At 60.2% G+C, this 21,345-nt stretch carries 21 protein-coding genes and 1 tRNA gene; 20 read left to right on the plus strand and 2 right to left on the minus strand.

The annotated features are described in order from the left end of the window. Positions 1–105: 105 nt before the first annotated feature. On the minus strand, positions 106–2,904 hold the full coding sequence (locus tag DQ405_RS00980; RefSeq protein ID WP_241729760.1) for a putative bifunctional diguanylate cyclase/phosphodiesterase: 2,799 nt from the start codon (positions 2,902–2,904) through the stop codon (positions 106–108). Positions 2,905–3,217: 313 nt separating this feature from the next. On the opposite strand from DQ405_RS00980, the gene uvrD reads away from it, so the two are divergent. The 8 genes from uvrD to DQ405_RS01020 all read left to right on the plus strand — a co-directional run bounded on the left by uvrD (position 3,218) and on the right by DQ405_RS01020 (position 12,575). Further along, positions 3,218–5,410: a DNA helicase II gene (uvrD, locus tag DQ405_RS00985; protein ID WP_168422500.1), complete on the plus strand. Its 2,193-nt coding sequence runs from the start codon at positions 3,218–3,220 to the stop codon at positions 5,408–5,410. A gap of 57 nt (positions 5,411–5,467) precedes the next feature. Beyond that, positions 5,468–6,577 (plus strand): TRAP transporter substrate-binding protein, encoded by a 1,110-nt coding sequence (locus tag DQ405_RS00990; RefSeq protein ID WP_168422501.1) that lies wholly within the window; start codon positions 5,468–5,470, stop codon positions 6,575–6,577. Between the two features lie 135 nt (positions 6,578–6,712). Beyond that, positions 6,713–7,558, plus strand: a complete 846-nt coding sequence (locus tag DQ405_RS00995; protein WP_168422502.1) for a Tim44 domain-containing protein — start codon at positions 6,713–6,715, stop codon at positions 7,556–7,558. Positions 7,559–7,794: 236 nt separating this feature from the next. After that, entirely contained in the window at positions 7,795–9,204 is a 1,410-nt protein-coding gene (selA, locus tag DQ405_RS01000; protein WP_168422503.1) for an L-seryl-tRNA(Sec) selenium transferase, read from the plus strand. After that, complete coding sequence (gene selB, locus DQ405_RS01005) at positions 9,201–11,117, plus strand: selenocysteine-specific translation elongation factor (RefSeq protein ID WP_168422504.1); 1,917 nt, start codon at positions 9,201–9,203, stop codon at positions 11,115–11,117. Before selA ends, selB begins: the two co-directional genes overlap by 4 nt. Positions 11,118–11,430: 313 nt before the next feature. Beyond that, a complete protein-coding gene (locus tag DQ405_RS01010; RefSeq protein ID WP_168422505.1) occupies positions 11,431–11,808 on the plus strand; it encodes a hypothetical protein in 378 nt (125 codons plus the stop codon). After that, positions 11,805–12,095 (plus strand): hypothetical protein, encoded by a 291-nt coding sequence (locus DQ405_RS01015; RefSeq protein ID WP_168422506.1) that lies wholly within the window; start codon positions 11,805–11,807, stop codon positions 12,093–12,095. The genes DQ405_RS01010 and DQ405_RS01015 overlap by 4 nt, the downstream gene beginning before the upstream one ends. 198 nt (positions 12,096–12,293) lie before the next feature. After that, the gene (locus DQ405_RS01020; RefSeq protein ID WP_168422507.1) at positions 12,294–12,575 is read left to right on the plus strand and encodes a hypothetical protein; all 282 of its coding nucleotides are present in this window, start codon (positions 12,294–12,296) and stop codon (positions 12,573–12,575) included. Positions 12,576–13,197: 622 nt separating this feature from the next. Here DQ405_RS01020 and DQ405_RS01025 read toward each other — a convergent pair. Continuing rightward, a complete protein-coding gene (locus DQ405_RS01025) occupies positions 13,198–13,410 on the minus strand; it encodes a DNA-binding protein (protein WP_241729741.1) in 213 nt (70 codons plus the stop codon). 187 nt (positions 13,411–13,597) lie between these two features. Here DQ405_RS01025 and DQ405_RS01030 point away from each other — a divergent pair, with 187 nt between their 5' ends. The 12 genes from DQ405_RS01030 to DQ405_RS01090 all read left to right on the plus strand — a co-directional run bounded on the left by DQ405_RS01030 (position 13,598) and on the right by DQ405_RS01090 (position 21,269). Beyond that, positions 13,598–13,816, plus strand: coding sequence for a DNA-binding protein (locus tag DQ405_RS01030; protein WP_168422508.1), 219 nt, complete (start codon positions 13,598–13,600; stop codon positions 13,814–13,816). A 39-nt stretch (positions 13,817–13,855) separates the two neighbouring features. After that, positions 13,856–14,191 carry a lysogeny maintenance protein PflM gene (gene pflM / locus DQ405_RS01035; RefSeq protein ID WP_168422509.1) on the plus strand — a complete coding sequence of 112 codons (336 nt, stop codon included), beginning with the start codon at positions 13,856–13,858 and terminating at the stop codon, positions 14,189–14,191. A gap of 451 nt (positions 14,192–14,642) precedes the next feature. Then, positions 14,643–15,005, plus strand: a complete 363-nt coding sequence (locus tag DQ405_RS01045) for a hypothetical protein (protein WP_174824639.1) — start codon at positions 14,643–14,645, stop codon at positions 15,003–15,005. Positions 15,006–15,020: 15 nt separating this feature from the next. Beyond that, on the plus strand, positions 15,021–15,200 hold the full coding sequence (locus tag DQ405_RS01050; protein ID WP_046162625.1) for a hypothetical protein: 180 nt from the start codon (positions 15,021–15,023) through the stop codon (positions 15,198–15,200). Then, on the plus strand, positions 15,197–15,412 hold the full coding sequence (locus DQ405_RS01055; protein WP_046162624.1) for a hypothetical protein: 216 nt from the start codon (positions 15,197–15,199) through the stop codon (positions 15,410–15,412). The genes DQ405_RS01050 and DQ405_RS01055 overlap by 4 nt, the downstream gene beginning before the upstream one ends. 10 nt (positions 15,413–15,422) lie before the next feature. After that, on the plus strand, positions 15,423–15,632 hold the full coding sequence (locus DQ405_RS01060; protein ID WP_046162623.1) for a major capsid protein: 210 nt from the start codon (positions 15,423–15,425) through the stop codon (positions 15,630–15,632). A 147-nt stretch (positions 15,633–15,779) separates the two neighbouring features. Continuing rightward, a complete protein-coding gene (locus DQ405_RS01065; RefSeq protein WP_168422346.1) occupies positions 15,780–17,198 on the plus strand; it encodes a virulence factor TspB C-terminal domain-related protein in 1,419 nt (472 codons plus the stop codon). Continuing rightward, positions 17,198–17,512 (plus strand): DUF2523 domain-containing protein, encoded by a 315-nt coding sequence (locus DQ405_RS01070; RefSeq protein WP_168422510.1) that lies wholly within the window; start codon positions 17,198–17,200, stop codon positions 17,510–17,512. Before DQ405_RS01065 ends, DQ405_RS01070 begins: the two co-directional genes overlap by 1 nt. 4 nt (positions 17,513–17,516) lie before the next feature. Then, entirely contained in the window at positions 17,517–18,713 is a 1,197-nt protein-coding gene (locus DQ405_RS01075) for a zonular occludens toxin domain-containing protein (RefSeq protein ID WP_168422511.1), read from the plus strand. Between the two features lie 131 nt (positions 18,714–18,844). Continuing rightward, on the plus strand, positions 18,845–20,125 hold the full coding sequence (locus tag DQ405_RS01080; RefSeq protein WP_168422512.1) for a hypothetical protein: 1,281 nt from the start codon (positions 18,845–18,847) through the stop codon (positions 20,123–20,125). Further along, the gene (locus DQ405_RS01085; protein ID WP_168422513.1) at positions 20,125–21,150 is read left to right on the plus strand and encodes a phage integrase; all 1,026 of its coding nucleotides are present in this window, start codon (positions 20,125–20,127) and stop codon (positions 21,148–21,150) included. Before DQ405_RS01080 ends, DQ405_RS01085 begins: the two co-directional genes overlap by 1 nt. Before the next feature lie 23 nt (positions 21,151–21,173). Then, positions 21,174–21,269 (plus strand) — tRNA-Sec (locus DQ405_RS01090). Positions 21,270–21,345 lie beyond the last annotated feature (76 nt).

Raw genomic sequence — 21,345 nt, forward strand, 5'->3', positions numbered from 1 at the left:
ATTTGCTGCTGCACGCCCCATCGACTTTCTCTGCACAACCAATCGTTGGTGGGCTGAAGCCTACCCTACACGAATACCCGGCGCGGCGGCATCCGCCTGCCATCGTCAGCCCAAAAACTTCGCAAACTCGTCAGCCGGCACCGGTCGGCTGATCAGGTAACCCTGTATCTCATCGCAGCCATGCGCCTTGAGGTAATCCATCTGCGCCTGGGTTTCCACACCCTCGGCCACGACCTTCCGCTCCAAGCTGTGGACCATGGCGATGATCGCCCGAACGATGGCGGCGTCTTCGCCGAATTGTTCCAGTTCCGAGATGAACGAGCGGTCGATCTTGACGAAATCCACCGGAAAGCGCTTCAGATAGCTGAGCGACGAATAACCGGTACCGAAATCATCAATCGCCAGTTTCACGCCCAGCGCGCGCAGCTGATGGCTGATACTGACAGCGTTGTCGATGTCATCGAGCAGCTGGCTCTCGGTCAGCTCCAGTTCGAGCATGTCTGCCGACAAGCCGCTCTCTTCCAACACCTGACGCACCAGGCTGATGAAATTGCCCTGACGCAGCTGTTTCACCGAAAGATTCACCGAGACCCGGACCGGCGCCAGCCCATCCAACTGCCACTGACGGGCCTGCCGGCAGGCCTCGCGGAGGACGAACTCACCCAACGGAATGATCAGTCCGGTCTCTTCGGCCAGCGGAATGAAGTCGCCGGGCGAGATCAGACCCTGCTGCGGATGCCGCCAGCGCACCAGCGCCTCAGCCGCATCCAGATGATCGTCGACCACGTTCAGCCGCGGCTGGTAGAAGACCTCCAGCTGCCCTTCGTCAATGGCCCTGCGCAGCTGGTTTTCGAGTTTCAGGTTTTCCAGGCTGGAGGCCTGCAAGCGTTCAGTGAAGAACTGCAGGGTATTTCCACCCAGGTGTTTGGCGTGCTGCATCGCCATGTTCGCCTGCAGCAGCAGCGCAGTGGCTTCGCGCGCGTTGTCGGGCAACAGGCTGACACCGATGGATGCGCTGACGACCAGCTCCTGGCCGTCAACCAGCACAGGCTTGCTGATGCGCGACAGCAGGCGGCTGCCGGTATGCGCCAGGGCCGACAGGCCGCCGTAGCCTTCAAGCACCACCACGAACTCGTCGCCTGATAGCCGCGCAATGGTGTCGGCATCGGAGAACGTCTGCGACAGGCGACGGGCCACTTCGCGCAGGAGCTGGTCTGCCGCTTCATGACCGAGACTCTGGTTGAGCACCTTGAAACGATCCAGGTCGATGTACAGGACCGCCAAGCCGCGCGGGCTGTTGCGGGTACGCTCGCAGGCGCTATGGAGACGAGCCTTGAGCAGGCTGCGATTAGCCAGGCCGGTGAGCTCATCGAAGTGCGTGAGGTAGCGCAAGCGCTCTTCGACCTGCCGGCGCACGCTGAGGTCGGACATGAACGCCACGACATTGCTGACGTTGCCCTGGCTGTCGCGAACCGCGTGTAACTGAGCCCACTGCGGGTAAACCTCACCATTCCTGCGGGTTTCGATGAGCTCGCCCTGCCAGCGCCCGTCCCGCGCCAGGCAGTCGCGAATCGACGCGTATTGCTGACGGCTGTCCTCGGAGCTCGCCAAGCGCGCGACGCTGCGCCCGATAAGCTCCTCGCGCTGATAACCCGACAGCGTACAGCAGGCATCGTTGACCGCCAGCAAGCGGAATTCGGCGTCCATGATTGCCATGCCTTCACCGGCCGCCTCGAATACCGTCGCAGCCAGGCGCTGCTGCTCAGCCTGCCGATGAGCTTCGGTGATATCCCGACGGGTGCCGATCATCCGCAACGCACGGCCAGTATCGCTCCGCTCGATGACTCGGCCGCGGTCTTCCATCCACCGGCAGCCGCCGTCTGCCTGCAGTGCGCGATAGCGGACCGAGTAGAGATCGGTTTCACCCTTGAGATGCGCGATGACTGCCTCGCGCACCTGCAGGCTATCGTCCGGGTGGACTTTTGGCCGCTGCGGGTCCGCCAGTCGCCGCCGGGCGCCGCGACCGATGCCGAACACCACTTCCATGCGTGAATGGTGGACTTCATCATGCTCTAGGTCCCAGTCCCAGAGCCCCAGCTCGCTGGCTTCGAGCGCCAAGTTCAACCGGGCTTCGCTTTCGCGCAGCTCCGCCGTACGTTCGGCCACGCGCTGTTCGAGCCCCCCGAACGCTTCTCGCAGCCGTGCTTCGGCGTGCCGCCGCTGATCGACCTCGCGCGCCAGCTCGCCGTTCAACTCCGACGCCTCGCCGCGCATGTGCTGCAGGCGCGCAATCAACCGCTGGTTGTAGCAGCGCTGCTCCAGGCCCGCAATCAGCAGACGATGGGTCTGCCAGGCGACCATGCTGAGCGTCAGCAGCAAGATGACCGTTAATACGCCCCAACCCTGCTGTTGCGCCTGCCCGCTGCTCAACAGAACGACGGCGGCCGGCAGCAGGCTGGGTGCGGCGAAGCAGAAAAAGGCGCGAAGGGAAACGCCATTGGTTACGCTACCAGCAACGATGACCGAGCCCGTGGCTCCGTAAAGAAGGGTCTGTTGGATGAAGTCATCGCCAGGCACCAGCGCCACGATCGCGTAGCAGAGCGTGACTGCGGTGACGACGCTACCGGCAAGAAATGCTCGGTACCAGTAGGGACGCAGCCTATCGTCCGCATCTGCCCTGTCGAATGCGCTTGCCTGTTGCAACCGCAGCAGCGCCAACAATAGCGCCCAGCCCGACCACAGCATCAAGTTCGGCGACGGTGCCTTGTTCCAGAGCAGTCCGAGGAATATCAGACTGGCAAGAACCATCAGAACCAGCGAGACGCGCGAGCCCTGGTAAAGCAGCCGCGTGCGCTCGCTCCGCTGATCGAGGTCCGCGAGATCGAGAAGGGCCTGATCCTCCATGATCAGTGGCGCCGATTGGGTTGTCTGAGCAGAATCGATCATTGGCCTTTCTTGTTGTCGGTGTCTGAGAGGGCGTTAAGGCACTGCAGCCACTAACCGATGATGGCACGCTGATAGCCACCCGTAACAGTCCATTCCGACAAACGAACGAGAACCGCCGCGCAACCTTGCAACCTCAGTCGCACGTGAGCCGGGCATCACCGCTCCGGACCCGGATCGTAAGCCATGATGCGTTCCGGCCGGGAACGCTCGGATCTCCGCGCCCGTCCGTTGCACGAGCGAGCCGGGTCGGTTTACGGCTAGAATGCCGCCCATGCATGACGATCTCTCCCTCCTCCTGAATTCCCTCAACGATGCCCAGCGTCAGGCCGTGGCCGCGCCGCTTGGACGTCAACTGGTTCTCGCTGGTGCCGGCTCGGGCAAGACCCGCGTGCTGGTGCACCGCATCGCCTGGCTGCATCAGGTCGAACACGCCTCGCTGCATTCGATTCTGTCGGTGACCTTTACCAACAAGGCCGCCGCCGAGATGCGCCAGCGCATCGAGCAGCTGATGAAGGTCAACCCGCAAGGCATGTGGGTCGGCACTTTCCACGGCCTGGCGCACCGCCTGCTGCGAGCCCACTGGCAGGAAGCGAAGCTGGCGCAGAATTTCCAGATTCTCGATTCCGACGACCAGCAGCGCCTGGTCAAGCGGGTGATCCGCGAGCTCGGCCTCGACGAGCAGCGCTGGCCCGCGCGCCAGGCGCAGTGGTGGATCAACGGGCAGAAGGATGAAGGCCTGCGGCCCCGGCATATCCAGCCCAGCGGCGACCTCTTCCTGGCGACCATGCTGAGCATTTATCAGGCCTACGAAGAGGCGTGCGCACGTGCTGGCGTGATCGACTTCTCCGAGTTGCTGCTGCGCGCGCTGGACCTGTGGCGTGACAACCCCGGCCTGCTCGATCACTATCAGCGCCGCTTTCGCCACATTCTGGTGGATGAGTTCCAGGACACCAACGCCGTCCAGTACGCCTGGCTGCGCCTGTTGGCCAAAGGCGGCGAAAGCCTGATGGTGGTAGGGGACGACGACCAATCAATCTACGGCTGGCGCGGCGCGCGAGTGGAAAACCTGCACCAGTTCAGCGAAGACTTCCGCGACGCCGAAACCATCCGCCTGGAACAGAATTACCGCTCGACCGCCTGCATCCTCAAGGCCGCCAACGCACTGATCGCCAACAACCAGGGGCGCTTGGGCAAAGAGTTGTGGACCGAGGGCTGTGAGGGTGAACCGATCAGCCTTTATGCTGCCTTCAACGAACACGACGAAGCGCGCTACGTAGTCGAAAGCATCGAGAGCGCCATCAAGAAAGAAGGCCTCGCGCGCAGCGAAATCGCCATCCTCTACCGCTCCAACGCCCAGTCACGAGTGCTGGAAGAAGCGCTGCTGCGCGAGCGAATTCCCTACCGGATCTACGGCGGCCAACGCTTCTTCGAACGCGCCGAGATCAAGAACGCCATGGCCTATTTGCGCCTGATCCAGGCGCGTGACAACGACGCGGCACTGGAGCGGGTGATCAACGTGCCAGCCCGCGGGATCGGTGAGAAGACCGTCGAATGCCTGCGTCAGCTGGCCCGCCAGGAAAGCACATCGATGTGGGCGGCGCTGCACCAGGCGGTCGGCACTAAGGTGGTCTCGGGCCGTGCGGCCAGTGCGCTGAACGGCTTTGTCGAGCTGATCGACACCCTTGCCCTGAAGGTGGAGGGTATGCAGCTGCACAACATGGCGCAGCTGGTCATCGAACAGTCCGGTCTGCTCGCCTACCATCGCGACGAAAAGGGCGAGAAGGCCCAGGCGCGAGTGGAAAACCTCGAGGAACTGGTTTCCGCGGCACGCGCCTTCGACCATTACAGCGAGGAGGAGGAAGACGAGCAGACGCCGTTGGCTGCCTTCCTTGACCACGCCTCGCTGGAGGCCGGCGAACAGCAGGCCGGCGACCATGAGGACAGCGTGCAGCTGATGACACTGCACAGCGCCAAAGGGTTGGAGTTCCCCCTGGTATTCTTGGTTGGCATGGAGGAAGGGCTGTTTCCGCACAAGATGAGCCTGGAAGAGCCTGGCCGTCTTGAGGAAGAGCGTCGCCTGGCCTACGTCGGCATCACGCGCGCGATGCAGCAGTTGATCATCACCTACGCCGAAACTCGCCGCTTGTACGGCAGCGAGACCTATAACAAGATCTCGCGTTTCGTTCGCGAGCTGCCGCCGGCACTGGTCAGCGAAGTGCGCCTGAGCAACACCGTCAGCCGCAGCTTCAACACCCGCGGCATGGGTGGCGGCTCTCTGTTCGATGGTGCCAACGTACCGGACACCCCGTTCAACCTCGGTCAGCGCGTCCGCCACTCCCTGTTCGGCGAGGGCACCATCCTGAATTTCGAAGGCTCCGGCGCTCAAGCGCGGGTGCAAGTGAATTTCGAAGATGAAGGAAGCAAGTGGTTGATGCTCAGTTATGCCAAACTCGAGGCGCTATGACGTGCACGTCAACCTGTACCCAATACTAATAAGGTCCGTCAAAGGAAGATCCTACTCATGAAACGCCGTCACTTGTTTGGTGCCGCCGCTGCCCTGCTTGCAACCCTCGGCCTCGCAGGCTGCAACGATGAGAAGAAAGTCGAATCCACCGCTGAGCCGCAACCGGCCACCAGCGAAGCGCCCAAGACTTACAACTGGAAGATGGTCACCGCCTGGCCAAAGAACTATCCAGGCTTGGGCACTGCCGCCCAGCGTCTGGCCGACCAGGTCAGCACCATGAGCGATGGCCGGTTGACCATCAAGGTCTACGCCGCCGGTGAGCTGGTCCCTGCCCTCGAAGTGTTCGACGCCGTCTCGCGCGGTACCGCCGAACTCGGCCACGGCGCGGCTTACTACTGGAAGGGCAAGGTCCCCACCGCACAGTTCTTCACCTCGGTTCCGTTCGGTCTCTCGACCAGCGAAATGAATGCCTGGCTAACGCGCGGCGGCGGTCAGGAATTCTGGGACGAGGCTTACGCACCCTATGGCGTCAAACCCATGGTGGTCGGTAACACCGGCATGCAGATGGGCGGCTGGTTCAACAAGGAAATCAACTCGCTGAACGACCTGCAGGGCCTGAAGATCCGTACCCCAGGCCTGGGCGGCGAAGTGCTGAGCCGACTCGGTGCGACCACCGTAAACATGCCAGGTGGCGAAGTCTTCACCGCGCTGCAGACTGGCGCGATCGACGCCACCGATTGGGTCAGCCCGTATAACGACCTCGCCTTCGGCCTGCACAAGGCGGCGAAGTACTACTACTACCCGGGCTGGCAGGAGCCACAGGCTGTGCTGGAGTTGCTGGTCAACCAAAAGGCTCTGGACAGCTTGCCCGATGATCTGCGCGCCATCCTCACCGAAGCTGCCCGCGCCGCCAGCCGCGACATGATCGACGACTACGTCTACAACAACGCGATGGCCCTCGACCAGCTCACGCAGCAAGGCGCGGAATTGAAGCGCTTCCCTGATGAGGTACTGGCCGCGATGCGCGAGCAGTCCGATATCGTGCTCGGCGAACTGGCCGCGCAAAGCGAGCTGAACGGCCGCATCTGGGCCTCGATGAAAGCCTTCCAGGCGCAGGTCAAGCCGATGCAGGAAATTTCCGAGAAAGAACTGTACAACTGGCGCTGAGCCAGATGACGTTGCGCTTGACGGTGATGCCGGCAAGCGCAACGAAGCAAAAGCCCGAAACACTCTGCAACTGGCGCGCCCGGACCGGGCCGTGCACCATCAGCTTCGTATCTTCACCCAACCCAGGAATACTAAATGCAACGTGTGCTCAGCATTTTCATGGCGCTGTGTATCGGCCTGACCCTCAGTCTCGACGTCCACGCCAAGCGTTTCGGTGGTGGCAAGAGCTTCGGCTCGGCACCGAGCCATCAGACCCGTCAGGCGCCTAAGCAAACCCAGGCTGCTCCGACCCAGGCAGGCAAGACCCCCGCCGCTGCCAGCGGTGCGTCGCGCTGGCTCGGCCCGCTGGCCGGCCTCGCCGCCGGTGGTCTGCTGGCATCCATGTTCATGGGTGACGGCTTCGAAGGCATCCAGTTCATGGACATCCTGATCTTCGGCGCCATCGCCTTCCTGCTGTTCCGCTTCCTCGCCGCCCGCCGCCGCCAGCAGCAACCGGCCATGGCCGGACACGGACATGGAAGCGCACCCATGCAGCGCGAGATGCCAGCACAACCGTCGATCTTCGGCGGCAGCGCCACATCCGTAGCGGCTGCACCGGTGATCAACGCCCCCGCCTGGTTCAACGAGCAGAATTTCGTTGCCGCGGCGCGCGAGCACTTCCTGTCGCTGCAGCAGCACTGGGACGCCAACGAGATGGACAAGATCGCCGAGTTCGTCACGCCGCAGCTGCATGAGTTCCTCAAGCGCGAGCGGGCCGAGATCGGTGACGCCTACCAGTCCACCTACGTCGACGATCTGCAGATCCAGCTCGATGGCGTGGACGATCAGGCCGACAAGACCATCGCCACCCTCACCTTCATAGGCGTATCGAAGAATTCGCGCTTCGACCAGGGCGAGCCCTTCAGCGAAAGCTGGCGCATGGAGCGTGCACAAGGCGAAAACCAGCCGTGGCTGGTTGCGGGAATCCGTCAGAACGCTTGACACGCGTAGACAAAATGAAGAACCCGGGCTTGCCCGGGTTTTTTCATTTCAGTGCAGGCAGAACACGAGAGCCGACTGAACCCTGTGCCGATTTAAACGTCTATGCTGCTCGCGAAATACTAAAAAGAATGGGAGTCCTGCGTGTCAGGCAGCCTCGCAACAGGGTCCAGCGCGGTCGGCACGATTTGCGCCAAACCCGCCCTCTCCGTATCGCATCATCATCCGGCGCGTCAGCCATGAGCAGCGTTCGCCTGCCCTCCGTCGACCGTCTGCTGCGCGCGCCTGCCTGCGAACCACTTCAGCGGCGCTATGGCCGAGAAGCGTTACTCGGCACCCTGCGCGATCTGCTCGACGAGCTGCGCGAGCCGGTCCGTCAGGGTCAGCTCGCCGCGCTGGAGCTATCCGAAGCCGTGCTCGCCGGACGCGCCGGTGAGCGCCTAGCCAACCAGCATCGCAGCCGCATGCGGCGCGTATTCAACCTCACCGGCACGGTCCTGCATACCAACCTCGGCCGCGCCCTGCTACCAGATGAAGCCATCGAGGCGATGACCCTGGCGGCTCGTTATCCACTGAATCTGGAGTTCGATCTGGCCACCGGCAAGCGCGGCGACCGTGATGACCTGATCGAAGAGCTGATCCGCGAGCTGACCGGCGCCGAAGCCGTCACCGTGGTCAACAACAACGCGGCCGCGGTGCTGCTGGCTTTGAACAGCCTCGGCGCACGCAAAGAAGGCATCATTTCCCGTGGCGAGCTGATCGAAATCGGCGGTGCCTTTCGCATCCCCGACATCATGGCCCGCGCGGGCGTGAAGCTGCACGAGGTGGGCACGACCAATCGCACCCACGCGCGCGATTACGAAAACGCCATCGGCCCGCGCAGTGGCTTGCTGATGCGCGTGCATACCAGCAACTACAGCGTGCAAGGCTTCACGACCAGCGTCGCCACGGCTGAGCTCGGTGCCATCGCCCGGGCTCATGACCTGCCCTTGTTGGAAGACCTGGGCAGCGGCAGTCTCGTCGACCTGTCGCGCTGGGGTCTGCCGAAGGAGCCCACCGTGCAGGAGGCCCTGCGTGACGGCGCCGACATCGTCACCTTCAGCGGCGACAAGTTGCTAGGCGGACCGCAAGCAGGACTGATCGTCGGCCGCCGGGAGCTGATCCAGAAGATCAAGAAGAACCCACTCAAGCGCGCGCTGCGTGTCGACAAGCTGACCCTGGCGGCGCTGGAAGCCGTACTCAACCTCTATCGTGATCCTGATCGCCTTGGCGAGCGGTTGACCAGCCTGCGCCTGCTGAGCCGCCCGCAGCCGGACATACGGGCCCAGGCCGAGCGCCTGGTGCCGACGTTGGCCAAGGCACTCGGCGATTCCTGGCAGGTCGCGGTTGAAGACGCCCTCGGCATGATCGGCAGTGGCGCGCAGCCAGTGGCACGCCTGCCCAGCGCCGCCCTCTGTATCCGTCCCCTGCAATCCAGGCGCCTGCGTGGTCGCAGCTTGCGCCAGCTGGAAGAAGCGCTGCGCAGCCTACCGATCCCGATCCTTGGCCGGATCGCTGACGACACCCTCTGGCTCGACCTGCGACAACTGGATGATGAGCCAGCACTGCTCGAGCAGTTGCCGCACCTGCAACGGGAGCTGACACCATGATCATCGGTACCGCCGGCCACATCGACCATGGCAAGACTGCGCTGCTCAAGGCACTGACCGGACAAGAAGGCGACCGCCGCCGCGACGAGCGCTTGCGGGGGATCACCATTGATCTCGGTTACCTGTACACCTCGCTCGGCGAATCCGACCTCACCGGGTTCATCGATGTACCCGGCCACGAGCGCTTCGTACACAACATGCTGGCCGGGGCCTGTGGCATTGACTGCGTGCTGCTGGTGATCGCCGCCGACGACGGCGTGATGCCGCAGACCCGCGAGCACCTGGCCATCGTCGAGTTGCTGGGCATTCGCCGCGCGCTCGTGGCGCTAACCAAAATCGATCGGGTCGAAGCGCCGCGTATTGCCGAGGTGCGCCAGCAGATCGAATCGCTGCTGCAGACCGGCCCACTGACCGGCACGCCGATCTTTCCGGTATCCAGCATCACCGGCGAGGGCATCGACGCGCTTCGTTCGGCGTTAATCGAGCAGGCCGCAGGGGTGCGCACACGCAGCGAAGACGGTTATTTCCGGCTGGCCATCGACCGCGCATTCAGCGTCACCGGAGCCGGCGTCGTCGTGACCGGAACGGCGTTCGCCGGCCGGGTTCGAGTCGGCGACGAGCTGACCCTGAGCCCAGCCGGGCGCAGCGTTCGAGTGCGCGGGCTGCATGCCCAGAACCGGGTCTCCGAGCAGGCCCAGGCCGGGCAACGGGTCGCCCTGAACCTCGCTGGCGATCGCCTCGCGGTGGAACAGATCAGCCGCGGCGACTGGCTGCTCAAGCCCGAGCTGCAGGCCGCTACCCGGCGCATCGACATCGAATTCACGCTGCTGCCCAGCGAAGCCCGCGAGCTGCGCCACTGGACCCCGGTGCACATTCATCTCGGCGCGCAAGACGTAACGGGCCGGATCGCGCTGCTGGAAGGTGAATACCTGGCGCCCGGCGGTCACGTACACGCACAGCTGCTGCTGAACGCGCCGGCCCACGCCGTGCACGGCGATCGTGTAGTACTGCGGGACCAATCCGCACAGCGCACACTGGGCGGCGGCCGAGTACTCGATCCCTTCGCCCCACCGCGCAACCGTCATCGCCAGGCGCGCCTGGCAGTGCTGCGCGCCTTGGGCGGCGAAACACTGGAAGAGATCCTGCCGGCGCTGTTACCAAGCGCCATGAATGGCCTGGAACCGGCCTTGCTGGAGCGGCAGTTCAACCGGCCGAGACAGACCTGGCGCCTGCCTGACGAGGCGCTGGAAATCCCCACCAGAGAGGGTCCACGGCTGTTCGACCGCGGCACCTGGGACTATCTCGAGCAGAGCCTGGTGGCCGCGCTGCAGCGCTTCCATGAAACACAACCGGATGAACTCGGACCGGATCGTGACCGTTTGCGCCGCTACGCGCTGCCCCAGCTGGAACGGCCGATTTACCTCGCGCTGCTGGAACGAACCCTGGCGGCCGGAACGATCGAAGCCAACGGCCCCTGGCTGCATCTTCCCGGGCACCGCGTTCAGCTGAGCGAAGAAGAAGAGTCGCTGAAAGCCCGCCTCTGGCCGCTGCTGGAGTCAGCCCGGTTCAACCCACCGTGGGTGCGCGATCTGGCCGGCGAGCTGGAAATCGAAGAGGATCGTGTGCGTCATCTGTTGCGCAAACTGTCTCGCATCGGCGAGCTCCAGCAGGTCGTAAAGGACCTCTTCTATCCCGACTCGACCATCCGCCAGCTGGCTAATCAGGTATTGGACATGGAGCGTCAGTCCGGCGTGATCCGCGCCGCCGCCTTCCGCGACCAGATCCAGCTCGGCCGCAAGCGCAGCATTCAGCTGCTCGAACACTTCGACCGTATCGGCCTCACCCGACGCTTCGGCAACGAGCGCAAGGTCCGCCCCGACAGCGCCTTGGCCTCGGAGGTCGAGCTCAGGTAGGCTGCTTATCAGTTTCCAGTCCAGGCCTCGTTCGAGACCTCCCTGGAAGGCAATCGCACCCGGTGGTGCGGCCGGGCTTCAAATCCTGTATTTTTGCTTGTTTACAGTTGCTTACGTTGGTTAGTACTGGCTATCGACTCGTCAGTCCGCCTCGACTATGGCTATTTTTGGATAATGATAGGCTATGGTTTCGACACTTTTTCGACACTCTCGATTTGCTAGGTTGGTGGACGGTAATCGATTATTAGCATAACCGCTGGGTTAGATTTTCGTACGTTTGCGGCTTGGCTAGCATGGAGCTACCGTTAATACAATGAGAGAGCAAATCTTTAGCCGGGCTGTCGAGTCTGGTGGGCGCTTAATGGTTAAAAGCGCTCTTAATCCCATACTGTGGCTTTGCGGAATTATTACAATCCCTACAATGATAGCTGGCGGATTAAACCCGGCATTGCCTAGCTGGGTTATATTCATAGGTTGCTCACCTGTCGTTGTTGCTTTGTTTGGGTTTTTATTTTTATTGTTTTTTGATCGAGACAAGTTGCAATCCGAAGATTACCAGATACAAAAGAGGACCATCGAGTTGGCGCAACAAAAAGGTGACCCTCAGCCACTGGAAGTTAATCAAGAATTAATAACCAGCAACCCCGATCTAAATTGCATTACTAGCCAATCTGACGAGGTCCTCCAATGAGGAAGGCCTACATATTCATTTACGATGACGTGGTCGGCGATCGCGAGAAGTTGAAAAATCTGTTCAATCGAATGAGCACGGTGAAGACATGGCGGTTCGATATGCCTCACTGCTTTTATGTTATTTCAGAAAACAGTGCCGCAGAGCTGTATGAAGAATTTGTTTCTTTGAATGGGAGAATGGGTAAATTTCTATTCATTGAAGCAAGCGAAAACCGTCAGGGGCAGATGATTAGGGATACTTGGCACCTTCTTAGAAATAAGGTTCTAAAATCAAAACAAACATGATGTACTTTACGCACCCAGCTGAATCCCCGATATGCATAATCGTTGTTGTGAAGCCTTGCTGGAATAAAACAAGATCCGCTGTTATTTTCGCTGTTGATTCAGGTCAAGCTTGAACACTAATTTCGACACGCGGCTTTGCAGCGCTAAGAGCGCTATGCTTATATAGCAGCTACTTTTTTCAATCAAGGAAGACACTCTATGGCGAATAACCTGTTCATCTCCTACGACCTAAACGCCGCCGGCAAGGATTATTCGAAAGTCATTAGCGCAATCGAAGCGCTTGGGAACTGTGTGAAGGTTCAAAAGTCTTTTTGGTACGTGAACTCATCACTTAGTTGCGAACAGGCCGCTAATCGTATTTGGGCCGCCATGGATGCCAATGACTCTTTGGTCGTCATCGACGCAACTAATAACGACGCCTACTGGTATAACATCTCTGCTGTTTCTTCTAAGCACATTCAAGATCATTGGAGGAGATGAATGCTTGGCGCTAATTTCTTGTAGAAAGATTAACCTTCGCCTTGCAATTTCTTCGTTCAAGGCTTCCTTCCCGGTGTGGGCAAAAGTCACTCAGCCGTGATTCTTTGCCTACAACCACAATTTCTTTTTTGCGGGATGGAATTGTTACGGTCGGCTCCGGCACAACCCGTGTGGCTGGGACGATATTAGTGGCGCCCTGTGGAACGTAGTTGTTGTCGTTGAATACGGTTTGCTTGGGCGTCGGCTCTGCCGTAACGGCTTGAGGCTGGGCTGATTGCGGCTGAGGCGTTGCACCCCTCGCGGCTACTTCCTCTACTACCCTGTCCCAATCCTTGGTCACCGTGGGCTCTACTCGCGTAATCTCAGCGACGGGGGCTGGCTTGGGTTGGATGCGCCTATCGGCAATGCGCTGTGCGGTTCCCTGCAGGAACGCTGAGCCTGCCATCTGGAGAACCGCTAGCGTAAGAACGGTGCCTATCAGACCAGGGATCAGCTTCGCTAGCCTGCGGCTTTTGCGTGGATGCCTTGTGATGTATTCCGGGGCGTCGTTCCAATCAGCCTTCATATCGTCCTCTCCCTGTCGTTCGGGCGTACCAGCGCCTAGTCACTTCCGTTGTGATCGCTATCCCGCGCTCTGACTGGGCAAGTTTCGGTTGGCCTCGTCGAACTCCGGGCTTCGGTGACCATGCTCTGGCTCGATCCGGCCGCTAACGAGCCAAAGGGCATATTCCGGAAACGAGTCTGCGAGGATGCCGATCTCCTCCGTCCCGATGCGGATTTTCTCACTGCTGATGTTGCGCCAGCGGTCGTAATTCTTGCCGCCCTTCTCGCTCAACCGCTTCGGACCGATAGCCCGTATCAATCGAAGCGCTCTATCTCGGACTGAATCCATATAGGAACAATTCATGATGCGTAACATTTACGCAGGATCGGATAAGGTGTAACTTTTACGCAAGAGTAAATGTTACGCAGATATTAGCTGCGCTAATAAAGACCAACATAGTGCAACAAAGGCCAAGGACATGGAAGGAATCAACCTCTCGCTTAAAGACCTGCTAAGCCCGCCCCCGGTGATGCCTTGGCGTGAGTTCGCGGATTGGATTCGCATGGGCAACGAGCACGACGTGGTGTGGGGCTGGATTCGCAACGGCTATATCCCGTCGCACAAGGTCGGCAAGTACGTGATGGTCAACGTGGCGCTACTGACACAGCAGCTCATGGAAAAGGAATGGTCGGCATGATCCGCGCCGCCTACGGAAAGCCAGCCGAGGGGATGACGTATGAGCCTGTCGACCTATATGCGCCTACCGCACCCCGAGAGCTGCGACTGCTCTGTCTGCTGGTCCCGACGCGAAGTGGCGAAACCCGCTCGCTCCCGGTCCACACCCTGCGCCCAATGCCGCCCCGCATCTGTGCAGCCGATTCGCACAACCCGCATGGGCATGATCGCTGGTGTCTGGACAGTCCTCGCCTCGGAATGGGCGGTGATACCGGCCTATACCTGCGAGAAACACACGCCACCCGACCGTCCGCCGAAGTATTGGAGCGTTGTGCTCGATACGGGCAAGCCCACGCCCTACGTGCCGATTCACGAGCCGTTCCAGCTGGAGGCCTGAGCCAATGAACGCCATCGCCTCGCTGCTCGTGCTCAGCCAGTTACTAATAGTCATAGCCATCGGTGCGCTTCTGACCGGCATGCCCCTACTCGGACTCGATCAGGTCCAGGGCCGCGCTCCCGGCTTGTCCGAACACGCCTCACCGTTCGGACAAACGGAAGCACGGGCGGAGCGCACCCTTGACCCGGCACGAACCGAAACAGCCTCCGCTCGTGAGTGTGGGGCAGCTTCACCGCCCCGCGCTCCCGAGCCCTCGGCGGCAAGAGTGGGATGACAAGGGCAAAGCCCTTGGTGTTAACCAACTAACAGGCAACCGCAACGCGAAGTTTTAACCAGTAGGCCCAGTAACAAACCAGCAGTGGCGAATTTTAGAAGTTCGTCTGCTCGGGATCGCTCGGCCTGCGAAAAGCGAAGACGCGCAATCAAGCGCAACTAGAAAGAGGAAACACAGATGGCACGTTCGACTATGGAAGTTGCATTTCTCGGCACTCAACGCTTCGACGGTGAAGCTGGCCAGAAGTACATCAAGGTCTTCTACGGCGACGAACCAGACGGCAAGACCGAACACGGCCTTTCCATCATCGGCATGGCAGCAGCGGACGAAGTAGCCGATGAGATCTTCGCAGCCGGTGCCCAGTTCGAGCCGCTGCAACTGGTGCGCATCCACTTCGAGATCGCCCGTGGTGGCCAGAACAAGGGCAAGAACCTAGCCCTGCAACTGGAAGCCGTGAAGCCCCGCAACACCACCGAACCGACCCGCTCAGCTGCTCAGCCGAACCCGGCCAAGCCAGCCGACCCAGCCAAAGCCAACTAAGGGGAGGGGCGGACCATGCTGATGGGTGACCGCGTTATCTGCGACTGCTGCGGCAACGACATGGGCAAGCTCATGAGCCTTCCCGCACCGCAAAGCGATCTGCTGCCCGATCTGCGGTTGCCGCCCCATTTCGCCGTCTGCCCCGACTGCGAACCCCTCGAACAAGCCGCCGACCTCCTTGAGGCCGGTGCATGAATTTCCTCGCCTGTGACGGTGACTGGCTCCAAGGCGCTGACGGTACGCCCGTCTGCTCCGGGTCGCTGGTTGCCCTCACGGTCGAGGAAATGCAGAGCCTCTACGGCGCTGCACTGTCCTGGGAACAGGTCTCCGAACTCCAGGCAGAGGCCATCGTGCTCTTTGCCACCGTGTTCGGTTTTCTGGTCCTCAAAAAAGTCCTGAAACAGTGAGGTATCACCCATGCAACTGAACAAGCATTTCATCAAGAAAATCGGCGTTGGCGCTGCTGCCGCGCTCTCCACCCTGGCTGGCACCGTGTACGCAGCCGTTCCCCCGGAAGCGACCGGCGCACTGGATGAGGCGGGCACCGATGTTGGCACCATCGGCTGGGCCGTCTTCGCCGTGATCATCGCCGCCATGGCGTTCAAGTACATGCGCCGCGCCCTGTAAGCCTGGGTTGCGCACCGCAAGTGCCGAAGCAAACAAACCCCGCTCCGGCGGGGTTTTCACTTCCGAGGGAACGCCAATGAGTTACCAACTGTACGTCCTGATCCTGACCACCCTGGCGTTCTATCTCGTGTTTTTTGGGCGGGTTTGATGATGGAATATCTACGCTTTCATTCCTTTGTTCAGAAAACTTGGCGTTCTTTGCTGCTCTTGGTGCCATGTTTATTTTTTTGTCAGGTCGTTAGTGCCGAGAACTATTATTGGCGCGTATCTAACACTCCTGCGGCCGGTACATTCCCTAGTTTTGCTGCTGCCATTGCCGGTTATATTGAGTACAGGGAGACGGACACTCTTTACTGGACTGAAACCTCACGCTCGATGACTAGTGCTACTGAGGGCATAGCTTCGTTTGATGCTATTACTAAGTCGACTGGCAAGGTATGGGGTAGTCAATCGAATGTTCTATTTCAGCGTTTAGGGGATACTTGTCCAACCGGTACTGAATACGACTCTACAATTGGCGAGTGTGTTTCGCCTCCGAATACTTGCGAATCAACCAACGGCCAAACCATCCTCCACCAGCACCTGATCAAGGCTGCTGTCGGTCAGCCCTCGACCGAACCCCCTGCCAGCGTTTGCGCCAATAGTTGCCAGTACACCTGGGGCTTCACCGCGCCGACCAACGTGTACGCCTATACCAGCGGCAATCCTCCTGGTGTGTTCGGCTCCTATGAGTACAAGAGCGCCGGCCTGGAATGCTCAGGCGGGGAACCTATTCGCACCGCACCTGCGGGCACAAGCGACACCACCAACCCCGACGACACGCCAACGCCAGATCCCGATAACGCCTGCCCTGCCGGCTACGTCTGGAACGGTACGTTTTGCAGCAAGGAACCGCCAAAACCCTGTGATCCAGACGTTGAGGTAGGGGGCTGCGATGACACTGAGAATCCCGACCCGGAAGCCCCGACCGATCCCGAAGATCCAGGTGACGGCGACGGGGATGGTGACGGCTCTGGCGATGGCGATGGAAGCGGTGACGGTGATGGCTCAGGGGACGGCGAGGGCGATGGTTCAGGGGATGGTGACGGCAGCGGTGATGGGACGGGCGAGGGAGAAGGTGACGGCCAATGCGACCCGACCACCGATCCAGACAAGTGCATCAAGCCTGGGGTAACCGGCGAAGCCTGCGATGCCGAAATTAGCTGCAAGGGCGATGCGGTCCAGTGCGCGATCCTGAAGCAGCAGAAACAGATGCGCTGCAACGCCGAAGAACAGGCCAACTTCGAGAACAAAAAGACCGACATCCAAGGGCTCTTCCAGGGCGAAGAGTTCGAGCTGAAAGAGGCTGAGGTTCAAGCGCCGAGCTTCATCGACAGCGCTGGCCGCTTCCTCCCGTCCGGTTGCCCGTCACCCGAGAGCATGAACCTGCGCTCCAGCGGTGGCCGCACCCTGCAAATCAAATACGAGCCTCTGTGCGAAGCAGCTACGGATATGTCCTGGCTGATCGTGGCGTTCACCGCAATGTTCTGCGCCGTCTACGTGGGCCGCGCCTTTGGAGGTGCCTGATGCATTTTTACTACCTCGCCATGCTCGCCGTGATGATCGTAAAACCGCTGGTGATGATGGTCTTGCGGGTGCTCGGTATCGGTATGGTTAGTTACCTCGGAATCAACTTCGTGATCGGTGAAGCGAAGGACTACATGCTCGCCAACATGGGCAACGTCGCCCAGTCGATTCAGCTGATCCTGGGGCTGGCGAAGATTGATGTCGCGTTCAATATGTACTTCGCCGCCATCACCACGCGCCTGGTGCTGTCAGGTATCGACAAGCTAGCCGACCGCCGCACCAAGCTCGGCAACGTCACCACCTTCACGGCCTGATCCCATGCTCATCATCCGCACGGGCAAGCCGGGGCACGGCAAGACCCTCAACACCATTCGGGAAGTCGACCAGAGCGCCCACGCCCAAGGGCGCGTTGTCTATTACCACAACATCAACGGCCTCAAACCCGAACAGCTCAAGGCGAGCTGGTTCGTGTTTGAAGATCCGGAGAAGTGGTTCGAGCTGCCGGCCGACGCGATCATTGTGGTCGATGAGGCCCAAGGCTGGTTTGGCTCTCGCGATCCTCGGGCGCGGCCACCCGAGCACATCACCCGCTTCGAGACCATGCGTCACCAGGGCCATGAAGTGCATCTGGTCACACAGGACCCGCGCTACCTCGATGTTCACCTTCGCCGGTTGTGCAACTCGCACATTCACTACTGGCGGGTATTCAAGTCCTCCCAACTGCTGCGCTTCGAGTCGGAAGTGGTGGTGGAAAAGGTCGAGGTGAAATCCAGTTTCAAGGACGCCGACAAGAAGTCGCTGCGGCTGGATAAGAAGTACTTCGGCGCCTACACCAGCACCAACGCCAAGCACCATTTTCAGGCCAAGGTGCCGACCAAGTTCCTCCTGGCCGCGGCGGTAATCATCGGGGCCGGCTTCCTCGTGTATCGCGCTTATGCGCGCTATGAGGAGGAAAAGACCGCGCCGGAAGCGGCAGACCAGATCGGCGCGCCGATTGAATCTGAAAGCATGGTTGATCAGGCAAAAAGCGTCGTCGGCTCCTTCATCAACCCCATCGGTGGGCAGGGCCAGGAACAGCCGCAAACCCTTGAGCAATATCTCGGGTCGCGTGTGCCTCGGATTCGCGATGTGCCCGGCTCAGCGCCGATCTATGACCAGCTGAACACCCCGCAATCCTTTCCCAAGCCCGTCTGCATCGCCACTAACGACCGAGCGCTCATCAGCCGTAACCGACGGCGTATGAGCATTGGCGATACCGATGACGGGCTGACCGGGTGCCGCTGCAACACCCAGCAAGGCACGTTGCTACAGGTGTCGTTCGAGTTCTGCATGACGGTTGTGCAGAACGGCTACTTCGACCCGACGAAGCCCGACCGAGGCTCGATGCAAGACCAGAATCGGAACAACCAGCTACCGGCACCGCAGCTGGCAGCACAGCCGCGCCAGGAACAAAGCGAACCCCAGGGCACGCGTTTTACGCATGTTCCGTATGTGAAGGGTGAGTTCCTGTGGTGAAGACCGTCAGCGTGCCCCTGGCACGCACGGCGAGGCACGAGCCGGCGTGCTGCGCGCGCTGACGTCCCTGTAGCACGTCAGATAAAACCAGTTGAAACCGTCCGTTAGTGGACATTGTTGGGGATTCAAGAATGAGCGTTAAAGACCAAGCGAGACTGGACCATATAACGGGCAACCCGACCAAACGCGGACGGTTGTTCGTTGATCCTGGTACTGCTGCGATCACCGATCTGTCGAAAATCCGGTTGCTGCGTTGCGGCGTCGATACAGTCCGCCAGCTCTACCGTGGACTGATCCGCCCCGAGGTCATGGCGCTGTTTGAGAAACCGGGCGCGATGGTCGAGTTCGCTGGCGAGATCTGGCATTCGGGACGTGTTGGTCGAGACTCGGGCTACCAGTACAAGCTCCAGAACGCTGACCTTGGGTTCATCCTGCTGATCAAGAATTTCAACGCGAAGCTGGAGCAGATCGGCCCGCACCTGAAAATCGAGGTGTCACCGCATGCGATCGACGCGCTGTCGCCTGAGCGTTTGCAAGAGCGTATGGACTACTACGCAGCCGCCGTGATGACGCACCGGGAGCGCAACCAGTGTGCCGTCCACCTCGCCCTGGATCTGCAAGGTTGGACGCCTCCCGCCGACCTGACGGCCCGCATGCACTGCCGCGCACGCGCCAACCGCGATATCTCGGGCATCAAGGAAATCCAATGGACCATGGAAGCGGCGACCTACGGCAAAGGCCAGTCCTTTCTGTTTGGCTCTGCGGGTGGCGTACAGCTCGGCATCTACAACAAGACCCTTCAAGCCCGTGCTCATGACAAGCTCGACTACTGGGAAAGCGTCTGGCGTCGCCGGGACTCGTTCGATGCCAAAGACCCGGCCAACTACGACCCGACCCAGGATGTATGGCGCGTCGAGCTGCGTTATCACCATTCGGTCATCCAGCAATTCGCCAGCGGCTCGGTGGACGTGAAGACTGGCCAATCCATAGACACGGACTCCTTCGACACCTTCTCGGCCCATCTGGAAGGCCTATGGCGCTATGGCCTGAGCCAATTCAAGTTGCTTGCCCGCCCTGGTTATTTCGAGCCGATCTGGACGCTACTGCGAGAAGATGCCCGCGTCGATCTCCCAGTGGACTCCCTGGTCGATGAGACGGAATACAAGCGCTACTACAAAACCTCTCGAGGCTTTTCCGGCAAGAACGTGGAGCTATTTCTGGGAAACTTCGTAAGCCTGCTGGCAAGGGAGCGGGTGGGCGCAAAAAAGGCGTTTGAGCGGCTGCGCGAGTGGGAATGTTGGCCAGTTATTCGCGATCACTATGCGTCCAAAGACATGACGGAACGGGATCTGTACATCCACATCAAGAACCTATTGCAGGAACGCCACGTGCGATGGGGGCGTGCTGTCTGATGGCAATCCTCGCACTGCCTGATGGCCGCTGGCGGGTCGATGTTGAGCCGATCAAGGGCAAGCGGTTCCGCAAAACGTTCAAGACCAAGGGCGAAGCCCAGCGGTTCGAAGCGACGTGTCGATCAAAGCTAATCGACAGTCCGACATGGTCACCGAAACCGACGGATCGTCGTCGCCTGTCTGAACTGGTGGATTGTTGGGGTCGCCTGCACGGAGGGTCGCTCTCAGATTATGCGGGACGCCGCGTCATCATGGATCGGATGGTGGAACGCCTAAAGAACCCTATAGCCATCACGCTAACTGCTACCGATTTCGCTGAATATCGGGCCAGACGTATTGCATCAGGAATCAGCCCGAAAACTCTGAACAACGAATTGTCTTATCTGCGGGCTATGTTCAATGAGCTGCGCCGTCTCGGTGAGATCGACTACCAGAACCCGCTTGCCCTACTCCGTGCGATTCGAGTGCAAGAGCGTGAATTGTCCTACCTCGACACCCGTCAGATCGATCAGCTTTTCGGTGTGATGCGGAACATGAGGCATCCACACGTCGAGCTGATCGCGATGATCTGCCTTGTTACAGGTTGTCGATGGGGTGAGGCTCAGGGGCTCACGTTGAGTCGGGTTGCCGATGGATCGCTCCAGTTCGTGAACACCAAGTCGAAGCGGCGACGTATCGTGCCCATCGATCCGAAGTTGGCAGACCGCATTCGTGCTCATCTTCGAGAACATGGCGCGTTTAGCAATTGCCGTGATCGATTTGACGAGGCCGTTGCTCGTGCTGGCCTCAATCTGCCAGCAGGCCAGAAGTCGCATGTTCTACGGCACACCTTCGCGTCACACTTCATCGCGAACGGCGGGAACATACTTACCTTGCAGAAGATCCTGGGGCATTCGTCATTGGCCATGACTATGCGGTACGCTCACCTCGCCCCTGATCACCTACAAGACGTACTGGCATTCGGCCCCGCTCGGGAATTTCGACACTTCTTCGACACTCCCTTGTCCGAGCATCAGCTAAGCTAGAAAAAAGCGTTATAGATCAAAGAGGAAGGCAATCGCACCCGGTGGTGCGGCCGGGCTTCAAACCCGGTTGGGGGCGGCAGCCGTTCCCGGGTGGGTTCGACTCCCACTGCCTTCCGCCATTTCCTGACCGCCCGGCTTTCCGGGCGATCACCTCGCATGAACTCATGCCTGACTGCTTCACAACCAAAACGCTTA

The organism is Pseudomonas sp. SST3 (genome assembly GCF_003325755.1).

Coding starts and splice junctions, on each gene's coding strand:
- DQ405_RS00980 (WP_241729760.1), bottom strand. CDS start 2,904: ATGGAGGATCAGGCCCTTCTCGATCTCGCGGACCTCGATCAGCGGAGC.
- uvrD (WP_168422500.1), top strand. CDS start 3,218: ATGCATGACGATCTCTCCCTCCTCCTGAATTCCCTCAACGATGCCCAG.
- DQ405_RS00990 (WP_168422501.1), top strand. CDS start 5,468: ATGAAACGCCGTCACTTGTTTGGTGCCGCCGCTGCCCTGCTTGCAACC.
- DQ405_RS00995 (WP_168422502.1), top strand. CDS start 6,713: ATGCAACGTGTGCTCAGCATTTTCATGGCGCTGTGTATCGGCCTGACC.
- selA (WP_168422503.1), top strand. CDS start 7,795: ATGAGCAGCGTTCGCCTGCCCTCCGTCGACCGTCTGCTGCGCGCGCCT.
- selB (WP_168422504.1), top strand. CDS start 9,201: ATGATCATCGGTACCGCCGGCCACATCGACCATGGCAAGACTGCGCTG.
- DQ405_RS01010 (WP_168422505.1), top strand. CDS start 11,431: ATGAGAGAGCAAATCTTTAGCCGGGCTGTCGAGTCTGGTGGGCGCTTA.
- DQ405_RS01015 (WP_168422506.1), top strand. CDS start 11,805: ATGAGGAAGGCCTACATATTCATTTACGATGACGTGGTCGGCGATCGC.
- DQ405_RS01020 (WP_168422507.1), top strand. CDS start 12,294: ATGGCGAATAACCTGTTCATCTCCTACGACCTAAACGCCGCCGGCAAG.
- DQ405_RS01030 (WP_168422508.1), top strand. CDS start 13,598: ATGGAAGGAATCAACCTCTCGCTTAAAGACCTGCTAAGCCCGCCCCCG.
- pflM (WP_168422509.1), top strand. CDS start 13,856: ATGAGCCTGTCGACCTATATGCGCCTACCGCACCCCGAGAGCTGCGAC.
- DQ405_RS01045 (WP_174824639.1), top strand. CDS start 14,643: ATGGCACGTTCGACTATGGAAGTTGCATTTCTCGGCACTCAACGCTTC.
- DQ405_RS01050 (WP_046162625.1), top strand. CDS start 15,021: ATGCTGATGGGTGACCGCGTTATCTGCGACTGCTGCGGCAACGACATG.
- DQ405_RS01055 (WP_046162624.1), top strand. CDS start 15,197: ATGAATTTCCTCGCCTGTGACGGTGACTGGCTCCAAGGCGCTGACGGT.
- DQ405_RS01060 (WP_046162623.1), top strand. CDS start 15,423: ATGCAACTGAACAAGCATTTCATCAAGAAAATCGGCGTTGGCGCTGCT.
- DQ405_RS01065 (WP_168422346.1), top strand. CDS start 15,780: ATGATGGAATATCTACGCTTTCATTCCTTTGTTCAGAAAACTTGGCGT.
- DQ405_RS01070 (WP_168422510.1), top strand. CDS start 17,198: ATGCATTTTTACTACCTCGCCATGCTCGCCGTGATGATCGTAAAACCG.
- DQ405_RS01075 (WP_168422511.1), top strand. CDS start 17,517: ATGCTCATCATCCGCACGGGCAAGCCGGGGCACGGCAAGACCCTCAAC.
- DQ405_RS01080 (WP_168422512.1), top strand. CDS start 18,845: ATGAGCGTTAAAGACCAAGCGAGACTGGACCATATAACGGGCAACCCG.
- DQ405_RS01085 (WP_168422513.1), top strand. CDS start 20,125: ATGGCAATCCTCGCACTGCCTGATGGCCGCTGGCGGGTCGATGTTGAG.